Origin of the sequence: Nonomuraea solani (genome assembly GCF_900108335.1) — a bacterium.
GTDB lineage: Bacteria > Actinomycetota > Actinomycetes > Streptosporangiales > Streptosporangiaceae > Nonomuraea > Nonomuraea solani.
This window is the reverse complement of the sequence record NZ_FNVT01000002.1, coordinates 334,919-349,506: the sequence shown is the minus strand read 5'-3', so window position 1 is coordinate 349,506 and position 14,588 is coordinate 334,919. Positions and strand designations below refer to the sequence as shown.

Annotated in this window: 14 protein-coding genes; 5 read left to right on the top strand and 9 right to left on the bottom strand. The window is 72.2% G+C overall.

The window, feature by feature from the left end:
• Window positions 1-56: 56 nt before the first annotated feature.
• On the bottom strand, window positions 57-950 hold the full coding sequence (locus C4V41_RS07260; RefSeq protein ID WP_103954993.1) for an SDR family oxidoreductase: 894 nt from the start codon (window positions 948-950) through the stop codon (window positions 57-59).
• A gap of 87 nt (window positions 951-1,037) precedes the next feature.
• On the opposite strand from C4V41_RS07260, the gene C4V41_RS07255 reads away from it, so the two are divergent.
• Window positions 1,038-2,804 carry a thiamine pyrophosphate-dependent enzyme gene (locus C4V41_RS07255; RefSeq protein ID WP_103954992.1) on the top strand — a complete coding sequence of 589 codons (1,767 nt, stop codon included), beginning with the start codon at window positions 1,038-1,040 and terminating at the stop codon, window positions 2,802-2,804.
• On the opposite strand, the gene C4V41_RS07250 is transcribed toward C4V41_RS07255, so the two are convergent.
• Window positions 2,773-3,531: an IclR family transcriptional regulator gene (locus C4V41_RS07250; protein ID WP_103954991.1), complete on the bottom strand. Its 759-nt coding sequence runs from the start codon at window positions 3,529-3,531 to the stop codon at window positions 2,773-2,775. The two genes, C4V41_RS07255 and C4V41_RS07250, sit on opposite strands and share 32 nt — an antisense overlap.
• 69 nt (window positions 3,532-3,600) lie before the next feature.
• On the opposite strand from C4V41_RS07250, the gene C4V41_RS07245 reads away from it, so the two are divergent.
• Window positions 3,601-4,755, top strand: a complete 1,155-nt coding sequence (locus tag C4V41_RS07245) for a 4-hydroxybenzoate 3-monooxygenase (RefSeq protein WP_103954990.1) — start codon at window positions 3,601-3,603, stop codon at window positions 4,753-4,755.
• Between the two features lie 83 nt (window positions 4,756-4,838).
• Complete coding sequence (locus C4V41_RS07240) at window positions 4,839-5,105, top strand: DUF6401 family natural product biosynthesis protein (RefSeq protein ID WP_103954989.1); 267 nt, start codon at window positions 4,839-4,841, stop codon at window positions 5,103-5,105.
• Window positions 5,106-5,126: 21 nt separating this feature from the next.
• On the opposite strand, the gene C4V41_RS07235 is transcribed toward C4V41_RS07240, so the two are convergent.
• Entirely contained in the window at window positions 5,127-5,906 is a 780-nt protein-coding gene (locus tag C4V41_RS07235; RefSeq protein ID WP_103955668.1) for a mechanosensitive ion channel family protein, read from the bottom strand.
• Window positions 5,907-6,036: 130 nt separating this feature from the next.
• Between C4V41_RS07235 and C4V41_RS07230 the strand changes: the two genes are divergently transcribed.
• Window positions 6,037-6,420 carry a VOC family protein gene (locus C4V41_RS07230; RefSeq protein ID WP_103955667.1) on the top strand — a complete coding sequence of 128 codons (384 nt, stop codon included), beginning with the start codon at window positions 6,037-6,039 and terminating at the stop codon, window positions 6,418-6,420.
• Window positions 6,421-6,471: 51 nt separating this feature from the next.
• Window positions 6,472-9,600 carry an AAA family ATPase gene (locus C4V41_RS07225; protein WP_103954988.1) on the top strand — a complete coding sequence of 1,043 codons (3,129 nt, stop codon included), beginning with the start codon at window positions 6,472-6,474 and terminating at the stop codon, window positions 9,598-9,600.
• On the opposite strand, the gene C4V41_RS07220 is transcribed toward C4V41_RS07225, so the two are convergent.
• The 6 genes from C4V41_RS07220 to C4V41_RS64055 form a co-directional block, all read right to left on the bottom strand.
• A complete protein-coding gene (locus tag C4V41_RS07220; protein ID WP_146103579.1) occupies window positions 9,548-10,129 on the bottom strand; it encodes a hypothetical protein in 582 nt (193 codons plus the stop codon). The two genes, C4V41_RS07225 and C4V41_RS07220, sit on opposite strands and share 53 nt — an antisense overlap.
• A gap of 100 nt (window positions 10,130-10,229) precedes the next feature.
• Window positions 10,230-10,994, bottom strand: coding sequence for an HpcH/HpaI aldolase family protein (locus C4V41_RS07215; RefSeq protein WP_103954986.1), 765 nt, complete (start codon window positions 10,992-10,994; stop codon window positions 10,230-10,232).
• Entirely contained in the window at window positions 10,991-12,070 is a 1,080-nt protein-coding gene (locus tag C4V41_RS07210; protein ID WP_103954985.1) for a sialidase family protein, read from the bottom strand. Before C4V41_RS07210 ends, C4V41_RS07215 begins: the two co-directional genes overlap by 4 nt.
• Window positions 12,067-12,987: an aldo/keto reductase gene (locus C4V41_RS07205; RefSeq protein ID WP_103954984.1), complete on the bottom strand. Its 921-nt coding sequence runs from the start codon at window positions 12,985-12,987 to the stop codon at window positions 12,067-12,069. The genes C4V41_RS07210 and C4V41_RS07205 overlap by 4 nt, the downstream gene beginning before the upstream one ends.
• Complete coding sequence (locus C4V41_RS64060) at window positions 12,984-13,802, bottom strand: ATP-binding cassette domain-containing protein (RefSeq protein ID WP_235029958.1); 819 nt, start codon at window positions 13,800-13,802, stop codon at window positions 12,984-12,986. Before C4V41_RS64060 ends, C4V41_RS07205 begins: the two co-directional genes overlap by 4 nt.
• On the bottom strand, window positions 13,799-14,587 hold the full coding sequence (locus tag C4V41_RS64055) for an ABC transporter ATP-binding protein (protein WP_103954983.1): 789 nt from the start codon (window positions 14,585-14,587) through the stop codon (window positions 13,799-13,801). The genes C4V41_RS64060 and C4V41_RS64055 overlap by 4 nt, the downstream gene beginning before the upstream one ends.
• Window position 14,588 lies beyond the last annotated feature (1 nt).

Sequence of the window (14,588 nt, the reverse complement as noted above, 5' to 3'; positions counted from 1 at the left end):
CTAGTAACACCCAAGCGCCAACAAGGCGGCGAAGTGTAATGAAATCGGGCATGGGACTAGCTTCGTGTCGGGCGCTCGTACCCCTCGTCGCCCCCGTATACCCGCAGGTCAGGATCCTGTTCCGGCTGGTTGGCGGGGCTGGTCGGCGAGGCGGTGTGCTCGCTGGCGAAGTCGTCGGACACGTCGGCCGGCGGCGGGAAGAGGTAGTCGTTCCAGGTGATCCGGCCTTTCGGCGAGGCGTCCGTGGTGAGGTCGCCGGCGCGCTGGGCCGCGTACACCCGGCCTGGATAGCGGACGGGCAGGCAGGGGCGGCGCAGGCCGCGCGCCCGCAGCCAGGTCTTGACCAGGTCGTCGGTGGTGATCACCTCGGGGCCGCCGAAGTCGATCTCACGGCCCGCCGGGCGCGCGCCCAGGAGTTCGGCCGCCCGGGCGGCGACCTCGCCCGTGTGCACCGGCTGCCAGGGCAGCGAGCGGTCCACGGGCAGCACGGGAAGCCCGGAGAAGTCTCGTATCCGCTGGTCGAGTGACTGGTGGAAGCGGGTGGAGCGGAGGATCGTCCAGCCCAGCCCGCTCTCGGTGACCAGGCGTTCGGCCTCCAGTTTGTACTTGAGGTAGTGGTAGGCGGCGCGGTCGGTCCCGACGACGGAGGTGAACAGCAGGTGCCGGATCCCGGCCTCGCGGGCGAACAGGATCAGCGTGCGGGTGCCGGGAATGTCCACGGCACCGACCCCCTTGCGGCCGCTGGTGGCCAGGTGCGCGACGGCGTCCACGCCGTCCAGCGCGTCCTCGAGCCCGTTGCCGGAGATGAGGTCGCCCCATCTCCAGTCGACGTTCCCGCGGCTCTCCCTCCTGGTACGGCTCAGCGCCCGCACCTCGTTCCCCGCCTTGAGCAGTGCGGGCACGAGGGCTCCGCCCAGCGTGCCGGTGGCTCCCGTGACCAGAATGCGCATACGGGTCCCCTACCCGTCTATTTCCAGAAATGTCAATGAATCCCACCTGGGCGTCTGCCCGCCGGACAGTGGGGTAGTGCCGCACCCATGGCACGCATCGCATCGGAAGTTCTGATCGAACGGCTCGCGGAATGGGGCGTGGACACCGTCTTCGGCCTGCCGGGCGACGGCATCAACGGCATCATGGAGGGGCTGCGCCGCCACCGCGACCGGGTGCGCTTCGTCCTCGTCCACCACGAGGAGGCCGCCGCCTTCATGGCCACCGGCTACGCCAAGGCCACCGGCCGGATCGGCGTGTGCCTGGCCACCTCGGGCCCCGGCGGCATCCACCTGCTCAACGGCCTCTACGACGCCAAGCTCGACCACGTGCCCGTGCTGGCGATCACGGGCATGCAGGAGACGTCCGTGCTGGGCACCGGCTACCAGCAGGAGGTCCACCTGGACAAGCTGTACGCCGACGTGGCCGAGTACAACATGCTGGTCACCAACCCGACGCAGCTTCCGTCGCTGGTCGACCTGGCGATCAGGACCTCCTACGCGCGGCGCGGGGTCTCCCATCTCACGCTGCCCAACGACATCCAGGTCGCCGAGGCGGGGGCGGACCCGTACAAGCACGTGGCCCCGGCCAGGGCGCCCCAGACGGCGCCCGTCTACCTGCGGCCGCCCGGCCTGCCTCGCCAGGAGGACGTCGAGTGGGCGGCCGAGGTGCTCAACCATGCCGAGCGCCCCGCGCTGCTCGTCGGACAGGGCGCGCTGCACGCGCGCCAGGAGGTGCTGGCGGTGGCCGAGGCGCTCGGGGCGCCGGTGGTCAAGACGCTGCTCGGCAAGGCGGTCGTCCCGGACGACTCGCCGTACACGACGGGCGGGATCGGGCTGCTCGGCACGCGGCCGAGCGAGGAGCTGATGGACGACATCGACGTGCTGCTCATGGTGGGCACGAACTTCCCGTACACGAAGTTCCTGCCGGAGCCGGGCAAGGCGCGGGTGGTGCAGTTCGAGGCGGACCCGACCAGGGCGGGCGCGCGGGTCCCGACCGACGTGCCGGTGGTGTGCGACGCGAAGGAGGGGCTGAAGGCGCTGCTGCCACTGCTGGCGAAGCGGGACGGAAACGCTCATTTGGCGAAATATCAGGAAAAAATGGTGAAGTGGCGGGGCGACATGGACGCCCTGGAGAACCCGGACCGGGACCCCATCGCGCCGCAGTACGCCATGTCCGTCGTCGATCGGCTGGCGGCCGACGACGCCATTCTGACCTGCGACAGCGGCACCATCGCCACCTGGGCGGCCCGGCACTGGACGATCCGTGGCGAGCGCGAGTTCTACCTGTCCGGCACGCTGGCCAGCATGGCGAACGGCCTCCCGTACGCGCTCGCCATGCAGCACGCCCACCCCGGCCGTCAGGTCATCGCGTACGTCGGCGACGGCGGCTTCGCGATGCTGATGGCCGAGTTCCTCACCGCCGCCCAGCACCGCCTGCCGGTCAAGGTGATCATCAACAACAACAACTCGCTCGGGCAGATCCTGTGGGAGCAGATGGTGCTCGGCTATCCGGAGCACGGCGTGCGGTTCGCCCAGCCCGAGGGCGACTTCTCGGCCTGGGCCAGGTCGTGCGGCGGGTTCGGGGCGAAGGTCACCAAGTCGGGCGACGTGGCCACGGCCGTCAGGCAGGCCCTCGACCACGACGGCCCGGCGCTGGTGGACGTGGACGTGAACCCCAACGAACCGCCCATGCCCGGCAAGGTCACCTACGACCAGGCCAAGAGCTTCGCCGCCGCGTTCCTCAAGGGCCAGCCGCACAAGGCCGCCATCGCCACCACGCTGTTCAAGGACCGGATCCAGAAACTAGGCGACTGAGGCGGGCGGCGGCGGTCAGCAGCGGCTCCACCAGGCGGGGCAGCTCGCGGGCGCGCCGGGAGGACACCACGAGGCCCAGCGCCGCCACGGGCCGCCCGTCCACCAGGACCGGCGCCGCGGCCGAGCAGGAGCCGAGCGTCATCTCCTCGTAGGTGAGGGCGTAGCCCTGGGCCCGGACCGCCGCCAGCTCCCTGGCCAGCCGGCCCGGCTCGGTGATGGTGTGCGGGGTGGGGCGTTCGAGCCGGCGGGCCAGGTAGGACTGCACGAACCAGTCCGGTTCGTACGCCAGCAGCGCCTTGCCCACCCCCGTCGGATGCATCGGCAGCCGGGCCCCGATCCGCGACACGATCGGCACCGCCCGCCTCCCGTGCACCTTGTCCACGTACAGGACCTCCAGCCCGTCACGCACCGCGAGGTGCACGTTCTCGCCCGTGCTCACGAACAGCTCCTGCAACCACGGATGCGCCAGCTCGCGCAGCCGGTTGGGCGCGAGCTGCCCCAGCTCCCACAGCCGCAGCCCCACCCTCAGCCGCCCGTCGGGCGCGCGGCTGAGCGCCTGCCACTCCTCCAGCTCGCCGACCAGCCGGTGCGCCGTGCTCAGCGGCACCCCGCTGCGCCGCGCCAGCTCGGTCAGCGTGAGCTGCGGATGCGCCGCGTCGAACGCGCCCAGCAGCGCCAGCACCTTGGACGTCACCGAGCGCCCCGGCTCACGGGCTCCGCCTGCCATGCGCACGATTCTTCCACTCAGTGGAAGTGGTGTCTCGGTGATTGCCGCCCCAGGCAGGATGCTTCCCTCATGCGAACTCAGGTCGGGATCATCGGGGCGGGCCCCGCGGGTCTGCTCTTGTCCCATTTGCTCCACCTGCGCGGCATCTCCTCCGTGGTGCTGGAGAAGCGCAGCCGCGACTACGTCGAGCGGCGCGTCCGGGCCGGCGTGCTGGAGCAGGGCACGGTGGACACGCTGGTCGAGGCGGGCGTCGGCGAACGGCTGCGGCGCGAGGGGCTGCCGCACCACGGCATCGAGCTCAGGTACGGCGGCGCGGGCCACCGCATCGCGTTCGAAAAGCTCGTCCCGGGCAGGTCCATCACCGTGTACGGCCAGCAGGAGGTCGTCAAGGATCTGATCGCGGCCAGGCTCGCGGCGGGCGGCGACGTGCGGTTCGAGGTCGAGGACGTGGCGGTGCACGGGCTGGAGGCGGAGCCGTACCTGACGTTCGGCGGCGAGCGGCTCGACTGCGACGTGATCGCCGGCTGCGACGGCTTCCACGGCGTGTCCAGGCCGTCCGTCCCCGAGGGCGTTCTAAGCGTTTTCGAGCGGGACTATCCCTTCGCCTGGCTGGGCATCCTGGCCCGGGTGGCGCCCTCGTCGGAGGAGCTGATCTACACCAGGACCGAGCGCGGCTTCGCCCTGCACAGCATGCGCTCACCCACCGTCAGCCGCTTCTACCTGCAGGTTCCCGCCGACGCCACGGTCGAGGAGTGGCCGGACGAGCGGATCTGGGCCGAGCTGAAGGCCCGGCTGGAGAGCGTGCCCGGCTTCACGCTGGCCACCGGCGAGATCATGGAGAAGGGCGTCACGCCCATGCGGGCCTTCGTCGTGGAGCCCATGCAGTACGGCCGCCTCTACCTGGCCGGGGACGCCGCCCACATCGTGCCGCCCACCGGCGCCAAGGGCCTCAACCTGGCCGTGGCCGACGTCCGCGTGCTCACCGACGCGCTCGCGGCCTACTTCGAGAACGGCTCGACCGCGCTGCTCGACGGCTACTCGGAGGCGTGCCTGAAGCGGGTGTGGCGGGCGCAGCACTTCTCGTGGTGGATGACGACGCTGCTGCACACGTTCGAGGACGACGACCCGTACGGGAGGCGGCTGCAACTGTCGTACCTGGACTACGTGACCTCGTCCGAGGCGGCGGCCACGACCCTGGCGGAGAACTACGTGGGAATGCCCTGATGGGCCGCTGACCTTGGAAGATGCTTTAAGGTTGCCGGGTGGTCTTTGACGAGGGATGGGCGGTTTCGCCCCTGCGATGGCTGATGAACGCACTGGGCGACGCCCAGCTCGCCAGAATGGGCCGCGACCCCGGCCTGGTCGCGGCGGTCGACCAGCACGCGGCCGTGCTCCGTGACGCGATCCCCCTCGATCGGGAGACGCTGGGCGACTACCTGCTGGGCTTTCTCGACGAGCTGCGGCACCGGGGCTGGGTCTTCGGCGATGAGCCCGACGCGCCGTCGCTGCGGCTGACGGCGGTCTGCTGGCTCACCCGCGAACTGGACCTCCTGGAAGACGGCCTCGCCGCCTAACAGGAGGCCCAGCGGGGTGGGTCAGCCGGGCGGGATGTCGGAGCGGGTGGCGCCGCCCGGGGTGGTGCGGATCGGAGCGGTCTCCTCCGTCATCGAGCGAGCGTCCTCACGCCCCCGCTGGTACGCCTCCGCATGCGCCCTGGCCTGCGGCGCCTCCATCTCGATCCGGCCCAGCCAGCGCTCCCACCGCTGCTGCATCGGCCGGACGAGCCCGCCGCCGACGCCGATCGCCACGATCGCCCCGACAGTGGCGAGCACCGTGATCAGCACCGGCGTCGTGACCGTGGTGGCCACGCCGATCTGGTTGAGCGCCGCGATGATGCCGAGCGCCCAGATGAACACCGCGGCCGCGCCGGCCAGCCAGCGGCCGTACGACAGCCCGCCGAGCGCCCCCGCCACGATGTCCTGGACGGCCCTGGCCACGGCCCCGGCCACCACGATGATGATGATGGCGACGACGGCCCTGGGCAGCCAGGCCACCACGCCGGTCAGCAGCGCCGAGATCGGGTTCGGCCCGAAGACGCTGAAGGCAATCTGCAGGGTGATCAGCAGGATCGCATAGTAGACGAGCTTGGCGAGCAGGCTGCTGGCGTCGTACTTGCTGCGTTCCAGCCAGCGCTGTACGCCGCTGCGTTCTACCGCCCGGTCGAAACCGACCCGCTCGAGCACTTTGTCGACGATCTTCGCCAGCGCCTTGGCCACGATCCACCCGATGATGAGAATCACCAGGAACGCGACCAGCCTGGGCACGAACGTCGCTATGGTCCGCCAGGCGTCTGTAAGGCCCTGGCCTATGTTGATGTCCACGGTTTCCTCCTCCGAGGAGCCAATGCCTCGGCGCTACCCGTACAGAAACGGTATATACACGCTGCGCCACCAAAACTTCGCACAAGGCGACATTTCCCCGGCGTTCGGGGCTAAAGTGATCACCGTGCATCGCAGTCGTGTCTACGCCGTTCTGATCGATACCCCCACCTCTGAGGCCGGCCAGGCCGCCGCCTTCTGGGCGGCCGCGCTCGGCGCCACCGCCCGCCCCCTCCCGGGCGAGGAGCAGTTCATCTCCCTGCTCGACGACGAGCGGCGCGGCCCGCTCATGGCCGTGCAGGCCGTCGACGACGGGCCCCGCTACCACATGGACATCGAGACCGACGACCTCGAAGCCGAGACCCGGCGCCTGATCGAGCTGGGCGCGACCGAGGTGTCACGCTGGATGGAGTGCCGCGTCCTGCGCGCCCCCGGCGGGCACCTGCTGTGCGTGCTGCCGGTGGAGAGCCCCAAGGAGGTGTTCGACGCCGAAGCGAAAACCTGGCCCTGAGCCGCAAAAATACGTGGAGCCGGACGCCGCCGCCGGGGTTCCATCGGAGGTATGACCCCGTCGGGCGACGACATGTCAGCGATCGCGGTCACCCGGTTCGTCGGCCGTGAACGCGAGCTGAGCCAGGTGGGCCGGGTCGTCGCCGAGGCGGCCACGGGCGCCGCCCGGCTGGTCGTGGTCAGCGGCGAGGCGGGCATCGGCAAGACGACGTTCTGCCGCCGCGTGGTGGCGCGGGCCGCCGCCGACGGCTGGCGCGTGGCCATGACCTGCTGCTGGCCGGGCGCCGACGCCCCGCCCCTGTGGCCGTGGCCCGAGATCCTGCGGCTGCTGGACGCGCCGCGCGCCGACGACCTGCTGCTGTCGGAGCGGTTCGCCGGGTTCACCGCCGTCGCGCAGGCGCTGCGCACGGCCGGCGGCCCGGCGCTGATCGTGATCGACGACGCGCACGCCGCCGACTCGGGGACGCTGCTGCTGGCCAGGTTCCTGGCCCGCGCGCTGCCCGCGACCCCGCTCGTGCTGGTCCTGGCCTGCCGCGACGACGTCGGGCTGCTGGACGAGGCGGCGCTCGTGGTGCGGCTGGGGCCGTTCAGCGTGACGGAGACGGCCGCGTTCCTCGACGTCAACGGGCATGTGCCGCTCAAGGCCGGGCTCCTGGAGACCGTGCACCGGATCACCAGGGGCAACCCGCTGTTCCTGCGCCGGGTGAGCGCCCTGGGCCCGCCCGACGCGACTCAGGCGCCGGACAGCGTGCGCACGGCCGTACGGCAGGTGGCCGAAGGGCTGGGCGAGCCGGTCCTGCGGCTGCTCGGCGGCGCGGCGCTCCTCGGACGCTCCACGCCGGTCACCGACGCCGCCGTCGCGGCCGGGATGAGCGCGGAAGAGGCGTGGGAGCTGCTGCCGCCCGCCCAGGACGCCGGGCTGATCACGCTCGGCGCGCTCGGCCGCCTGGAGTTCACCCACGACCTGGTACGCGAGGCGCTGCTCGACACCCTCCCCGTCACCGAACTCCTGAGCGTCCACGCCCGAATGGCCGACCTGCTGGAACACCGCCACGTGTCCGACCCGGCGAGCCTGGCCGCCTACGCCCACCACGCGGCCGGCGCGGCCCCGCGCTCCCGGCAGGACGCGGCCCGCGCCGTGGCGGCCTGCCGGGCGGCCGCCGCCGCACTGCTGCGCGGCCTGTCGTACGAACGGGCGGCCGCCCTGCTGGAGACCGCCGTGCGGATCAAGGAGCAGCTCCCGGGCCCGGTCGCGCCGCTGCTGGTGGAGCGGGCCGAGGCGGTGCTGCTGTGCGGCCGGCTGTCCGACGCCCGCACGATGTTCGACCAGGCCGCCGCGGCCGCCACCCGGGAGGGCGACGTGCCCCGCCTGGCCAGGGCGGCCATCGGGCTGGGCGGCGTCTGGGTGGACGAGCACCGCACCCGCATCGAGTGGGAGCGGGTCACCGGCGTGCAGCGCCGCGCCCTGGCCGCGCTGCCGGAAGAGGAGACCCGGTTGCGCGCCCGCCTCGCGGTACGGCTGGCGGCCGAGGAGGTCTACCAGGGCGCGCCGGTCGAGCCCGTGCTGGCGGCGCTGGAGCAGGCCAGGAGCACCGGCGACGGCGAGGTCCTGGCGGAGGCGCTCTCGCTGACCCACCACGCGCTGCTCACCCCCCGGTACGCCCACACCCGCCCGGCCCTGTCCGAAGAGCTGATCAAGGTCGCCGCCGGGGCGGGCAAGGGCATGCTCGCGCTGATGGGGCTGTGCTGGCGCACTGTGGACCTGTTCCTGCTGGGAGACCCGGAGGCCGAGCGCTCCCTGGCCGAGCTGCGCGACCGCGCCGAGTTCCTGACCTGCAAGACCATCGGCTACATCGTGGACGCCATCGACGTCATGCTGCTGATCAGGGCGGGCCGGCTGGAGGAGGCCGAGGCCAGGGCCATGACCTGCTACGAGCTCGGTGAGCAGGTGGGCGACGCCGACGCGCTCGGCTATCTCGGCGCGCACCTGGCCGCGATCCGGTGGGCGCAGGGGCGGGAGGCGGAGGTGCTCGACATGGTCTCCGTCGTGGCCACCTCGCCCACGCTGGTGCCGGCCGAGTTCGCCTTCCGCGCCACCGTCGCCTGCTTCACCGCCGCCGCCGGCCGCCACGTCGAGGCCCGCACCCTCCTGACCCGCCTCACCGGCCCTGGTGCGTCCGCGCTGGCCGGCCTTCCCGAGTCCAGTACGTGGCTGGCGGGTCTGGCCGCCCTGGCGGAGGCCGCGTACCTGCTGGGCGACGCCGGACTGGCGCGCAGTGTGTATCCGCTGCTGGAGCCGTACGCCGACCTGCCCGTGATGCCCTCGCTGGCGGTCACCTGCCTCGGCTCGGCGCGGCGTCCCCTGGGCCTGGCCGCGCTCGCCATGGGAGAGCCGCGCCGCGCGGCGCGCCACCTGGCCGCCGCCGTCGAGGCCACCCGCCTGCTCGGCAACCGCCCCGTCACCGCCCTCACCCAGGCGAACCTGGCCGAGGCGCTCACCGCGCTGGGCGAGCACGAGCGCGCCGCCGAGCTGTACGGGGAGGCGGCGGACGCCGCGAACGAGATGGGCCTGCACCCGCGCGCCGAGCAGTGGGCCGCGCGGCGGCGGGAGATCACGCGGCGCGACGGCACGATCGGCAGGGACAACCGCACCTGGATCTTCACCCTCGGCCGCCGCCGCGCCATGGTCCCCGACATGGTCGGCGTCCGCCATCTGGTGACACTCCTGCTCAACCCGGGCACCCCGATCTCCGCCCTGGAGCTCGCCACGGGCGACGAGCCCGCGTCCATGGCGTCGGCCGCCCGCCAGCCCCTGCTGGACGAGCAGGCCCTGGCCGCCTACCGCGACCACGCCCGGCGGCTGGTTGACGAGATCGCGGAGGCGGAAGGGGAGGCGGCCGATCTGTTGCGCGCCCAGCTCGACGCCCTGGCGGGCGAGCTGCGGGCCGCCACCGGCAAGGGCGGGCGGTCCAGGAGCTTCGCCGACCCGGGCGAGCGCGCCCGTACCGCCGTCAGGAAGGCGGTCAAGCGGGCCATCGATGAGATCGCGGCGGCGGACCAGGAGATCGCCCGGTCCATCGCCGCGACCGTCAGCACCGGCGCGCAGTGCGTCTACACCCCCGGCGACGTCAGGTGGTGCACTTCCGGGCGTGAATCTCCATGGCCCGTGTCGTCGTCGTGACCCCGCTGCGGGTGCCCGCCTCGTTGCCGCTGGTGTCCCCCGTGACGCGGTACGACAGCACCAGGCTCGGGTGTGCCGTGCTGGTGACCGCCGGGCCGAGCACGTCGTCGGCGTGGTCGTCGTCGACGTAGATCTTGGAGTAGTCCACCAGGGTGAGCGTGCGCCCGATGGGGTCGGTGACCGACTGGATCACATATCCCGCCGGCACCGTGTAGAACGGGAACGACTTCGTCCCGTCGACCGCGGTCCAGTCCGACTTCGTCTCCCGCGCCTTCATGGTGATCCAGAAGACGAGTTTGGTGTGGTCGGCGTTGTACCGCAGCCGTCCCCAGACCTGTACCCGCGGCCCGTGCCCGTGGAAGTCCTTGTCGCCGGCCCCCGTCCACGGCGGCACGTACTTCCCGAACGAGCGCTCGGGTACGTTGAACGTCGAGTCGACGCACGCCGAGCTCCGCGCGCTCACCGGCGCCACGGCCAGGGCCGCCATGGCGACGGCCGAGACCGCCACCGCCATAGTGCGCTTTCCCATGTCGATTTCCTCTCCTCGAAGGTGCCTTTCACCTGGAATGCGTGACATCCCGGATGAAAGGCGTGCCGCCGGAGGACACGGGCGAGGCACATGGCGACTCCTACTCGCCCTTCGCGGCCTTCAGGTGCGCTGCGGCCGCCTGCTCCAGGTGCACGAGGTCGGAGGCGACGGTGGCGAAGGTGAAGCCCTCGGCCAGACGGCGGGCGGCCTGCTCGCCGGTCGGGTTGTGGATGCCGGCCGCGATGCCCGCCGCGGCGGCGGTGGTCCGGACCTTCTCCAGCGCGGCCTCGAACACGTCGGCGACCTCGGGGTCGTTCGGGAACCGGCCGCCCACGGCCAGGCACAGGTCGGACGGGCCGACGTACACGCCGTCCAGGCCCGGCGTGGCGCAGATGGCCTCGATGTTCGCGAGTCCGTCCGGGGTCTCGATCATCGCCAGGACCAGCACGCTGGCGTCCGCCTCCGCCGGGACGGGCCCGATGCGCAACATGGAGCGCATCGGGCCGTACGAGCGGCGGCCCTTGCCGGGATAGCGGGCGGCCGACACGGCGCTCGCCGCGTCGTCGGCCGTGTCGACCAGCGGCACGATCACCCCACCCGCGCCGAAGTCCAGCGCCCGGCCGATGGCGGCGGGGTCGCCGGACTCGACGCGCACGATGCCGACCGAGCGGCCGCCCGCGTCGATGGCCATGAGGTTGCTCAGCAGCCCCGCGTTGCCCATCAGGCCGTGCTGGCCGTCCAGCGCGACGTAGTCGTAGCCCAGCCGGGCCAGGCGCTCGGTGGCGACGGGCGCGTCGAGCACCGCCCAGTAACCGACGCACTGTTCCCGGTTGCGGATCCTCGCGGCGAGTTCGGCTGCGGTCATGAGATCTCCTGTGCCGTGATGCGGAGGTGTTTGATCACTTTGCGATGGTAGGTGTAGGCGACGTGCAAACTCCCGTCCGGCGTCTGCGCGATCGACGGATACGACAGCTCCCTGTTGAGCCCCTCGCGCGAGTTGTTGGTCATGCAGTAGCCGTCGCCGGTCTCCAGATCGCGCTGGTACGGCCACGTCCGGCCGCCGTCGTCCGACAGCGCCAGCGTCATCGGGGCCCGCGGCGCGCCCCAGAACGCGGCCCCCGTGGTCTGGCCGTGCCCCTCGATCTCGTCGTAGAGGGAGGCGCGCCGCTCGGTGGCGTCGAGCCGGCTGCTGCGGTTGAACACCAGCGCCACCCGCCCGTCGGCCAGCCGGGTGGCCTGGATGGAGGAGTTGTTGTTGGGCAGCGCCGTCGGCTTCGGCGGGCTCCACGTACGCCCTTCGTCGCCGGACCTGGACGCGTAGACGTGGTCCGCCCACCGGCTACGGAACAGCGCCAGCAGTGTGCCGTCGGCGAGGGGGACGACGTTCATGTGCACGCAGCCGGTGCTGTCCGGGATGTCCTGGCGTCGCCAGGTCCGGCCGTGGTCCTCGGAGACGTACAGGGCGCTGGTGTCGTGGTCGCCCGCCCACTTGCCGGTGGCCGGGCGCTTGCACCGGAAGGCCGGCAGCAGCCAGCGGTCCGCCAGCACCACGATCGGCTGGCGGACGAAGACGCCGCCGTCCGGATCGGCCGGGATCAGCGTCCGCACCGGCCCCCAGCTCTCGCCGCCGTCCGTGGAGATCCGCGTCCTGACCTCGGCGGTGTCCTGGTCGCCGGCGTGCTGGGCGGTGTAGAGCAGCCACAGCGTGCCGTCGGGCGCGGGGAACAGGACGGGGTTCTGCTCCGACCGGGTGCCGTCGTCGGACAGCCGGACGGGCTCCGACCAGGTGTCGTCGCGCAGCCGGGAGAACCAGATGGAAATGTCGGGCATGCCCTCCTGAGTGCCACCGAACCAGACGCAGCCGAGGTCGCCGCCGGGCAGCGGCATCAGGTTGGCCGCGTGCGCCTGAACGGTCGGCGTCGGCAGCAGATCGGCGCTCATCGGTTGTACGCCGGCATCGGGCCGCGCAGCGTCTCGCCGACGGCGTCACAGGCGGCGGCCACCTCCGCGGGCAGCGGACCGGCGGCCAGCGCGGCCAGGTTGGCGCGCAGGTGGCCGAGGCTGGAGGCGCCCAGCAGCACCGCGCTCACCACCGGTCTCCCGGCCAGCCAGCGCAGCGACAGCTCGGCCAGGGGCAGCCCGGCCTGGGTGGCGATCCCGTCCAGGGCCTCAACGGCCTTGAACAGGCCGGCGTCCCAGTAACGCTCCCGGTACATCGCCGCCAGCCGCGAGTCGCCGAAGCGGCCCTTGTCCGGCGCCCGGTCGAAGCGGTGCCGGCCGGTCAGCAGGCCGCCGCCGAGCGGGTTGTAGACCATGGTGCGCAGGCCGCCGGTCAGCGCGTACTCGGCGTACTCGTCCTCGATCCGCCGGGCCAGCAGGTTGTAGAGCTGCTGGGCGACCACGGGCGGCGTGCTCATCCCGGCGATCTGCCAGGCGGCGTAGTTGGACACGCCCAGCGCGCCGATCTTGCCCTCCTTGGTGAGCTCGGCCACCGTGGCCAGGGTCTCTTCCAGCGGCGTGTCCCGGTCGGGCTGGTGCAGGTAGAACAGGTCCACGTGGTCGACGCCGAGCCGCCGCAGGCTGCCTTCGAGGCTCGCGCGCAGCCCGGCAGGGGAGAGCGGCGCGTGATCACCGGCGTCCGGGTGCGGGATGCCCGCCTTGGTCGCGAGCACCACCCGGTCCCGTCGGCCGGGCAGCAGCTCGCCGAGGATCTCCTCGGCGGCGCCGCCCGCGTAGCCGTTGGCCGTGTCCACACCGGTGACGCCGGCGTCGAGGGCGAGGTCGAGCATCCGCCCCGCCGTGCCGAGATCGACGGTGTCGCCGAAGGTCATGGTTCCGAGCACCGGCTCGGGGGTCATGTAACGGTTCCTTTCGCTGCCGCGAGGACGTCGCGCGGCTTGCGTCCTCGCATGGTGGCCGGGTCGAGCGCGGCCGCGCGCAGTGCCCGGGTGTACGGCTCTTTCGGGGCGGACAGCACTGTTTCGGTCGGTCCGTGCTCGACCATCCGGCCGGCCCGCATGACCAGCACCTCGTCGCTGATCTCGCGGACCACGCCCAGGTTGTGCGAGATGAACACGTACGTCAGCCCGCTCTCCTGGCGCAGTTCGTTCAGCAGCTTCAGGACCTGCGCCTGGACGGACACGTCCAGCGCGCTGGTGGCCTCGTCGCAGACGAGCACCTCGGGGCGGCCGGCCAGCGCCCTGGCGATGCCGATGCGCTGGCGTTGCCCGCCGGAGAACTCCGCGGGCCGCCGCCGCAGCGCGCTCTGCGGCAGCCCCACCCGGTCGAGCAGCTCGGCCGCCGCGCGCTCGCGCTCCGGCCTGGAGCGCACACCGCGCAGTTTGAGCGGCTCGCCCACGATGTCGGCGGCGGTCATGCGCGGATCGAGCGAGCCGTACGGGTCCTGGAAGACCATCTGGATCCTGGACCTGATCGGCCGCAGCCGCCGCTCGTTCAGCCGGGCCAAATCCTGCCCGTCGAGCAGCACCTCGCCGGAGGTCGGGGTGAGCAGCCGGACCAGCGCCCTGGCGATCGTGGACTTGCCGCAGCCGGACTCGCCGACCACGGCCAGACTGCCGCCCTTGGCGACGGAGAAGCTCACGCCGTCGACGGCGCGGAAGCGGCCGCCGGCGGTGGTGTACTCGACGATCAGGTCGCGGACCTCCAGGATCACCGGAAATCACCCAATTTCGGTACGGCGCTCAGCAGCGAGCGGGTGTAGTCCTCGGCCGGCGCGTCCACGATCTGCTCCACCTCGCCGCTCTCCACGAATCTCCCGTCCTTCATGACATGGACCCGGTCGGACACCAGCCGCGCCACCCCGAGGTCGTGGGTGACCATCAAGATCCCCATCCCGGTCTCCTCCTGCAGCGTCAGCAGCAGGTCGAGGATGGCGGCCTGGACGGTGACGTCCAGCGCGCTGGTGGGCTCGTCGGCGACGAGCAGCTTGAGCCGCCCGGCCAGCGCCATCGCGATCAGCACGCGTTGCAGCATCCCGCCGGAGAGCTGGTGCGGATGCAGGCGCACCAGCCGGCGCGGCTCGGGGATGCCGACCTGGGTGAGCAGCTCCGCCGCCCGGTCCTCGGCCGCCCTCCGCGACAGGGCCGGGTCACGCAGCCGTACGGCCTCGCGCAGTTGGCCGCCGACGCTGTGCACGGGGCTGAGCGCGGTCATCGGATCCTGGGGGATCAGCGCGACCGTGCCGCCGCGCAGCCGGGCCGCGGCGCGCGGATCGGCGGCCACGTCGTGCCCGTCGATGGTGATCCGCCCGGAAACGACCGCCTCGTCCTCGGGCAGCAGCCGCAGCACGCCCATCGCGGTCGTCGACTTGCCCGATCCCGACTCGCCGATGATGGTCACCGTCTCACCGGCGCCGAGCGAGAACGAGACGCCGTCCACCGCGCGGACCACGCCGCGCTCGGTCATCAGCTCGATCCGCAGATCCTCGACGTCGAGCATG

Excerpts from the sequence above, each read along its gene's own strand:
- C4V41_RS07210 (WP_103954985.1), bottom strand. The coding sequence starts at position 12,070 with ATGAGCGCCGATCTGCTGCCGACGCCGACCGTTCAGGCGCACGCGGCC.
- C4V41_RS07255 (WP_103954992.1), top strand. The coding sequence starts at position 1,038 with ATGGCACGCATCGCATCGGAAGTTCTGATCGAACGGCTCGCGGAATGG.
- C4V41_RS64055 (WP_103954983.1), bottom strand. The coding sequence starts at position 14,587 with ATGCTCGACGTCGAGGATCTGCGGATCGAGCTGATGACCGAGCGCGGC.
- C4V41_RS07215 (WP_103954986.1), bottom strand. The coding sequence starts at position 10,994 with ATGACCGCAGCCGAACTCGCCGCGAGGATCCGCAACCGGGAACAGTGC.
- C4V41_RS07240 (WP_103954989.1), top strand. The coding sequence starts at position 4,839 with ATGAACGCACTGGGCGACGCCCAGCTCGCCAGAATGGGCCGCGACCCC.
- C4V41_RS07220 (WP_146103579.1), bottom strand. The coding sequence starts at position 10,129 with ATGGGAAAGCGCACTATGGCGGTGGCGGTCTCGGCCGTCGCCATGGCG.
- C4V41_RS07250 (WP_103954991.1), bottom strand. The coding sequence starts at position 3,531 with ATGGCAGGCGGAGCCCGTGAGCCGGGGCGCTCGGTGACGTCCAAGGTG.
- C4V41_RS07225 (WP_103954988.1), top strand. The coding sequence starts at position 6,472 with ATGACCCCGTCGGGCGACGACATGTCAGCGATCGCGGTCACCCGGTTC.
- C4V41_RS07245 (WP_103954990.1), top strand. The coding sequence starts at position 3,601 with ATGCGAACTCAGGTCGGGATCATCGGGGCGGGCCCCGCGGGTCTGCTC.
- C4V41_RS07205 (WP_103954984.1), bottom strand. The coding sequence starts at position 12,987 with ATGACCCCCGAGCCGGTGCTCGGAACCATGACCTTCGGCGACACCGTC.
- C4V41_RS07260 (WP_103954993.1), bottom strand. The coding sequence starts at position 950 with ATGCGCATTCTGGTCACGGGAGCCACCGGCACGCTGGGCGGAGCCCTC.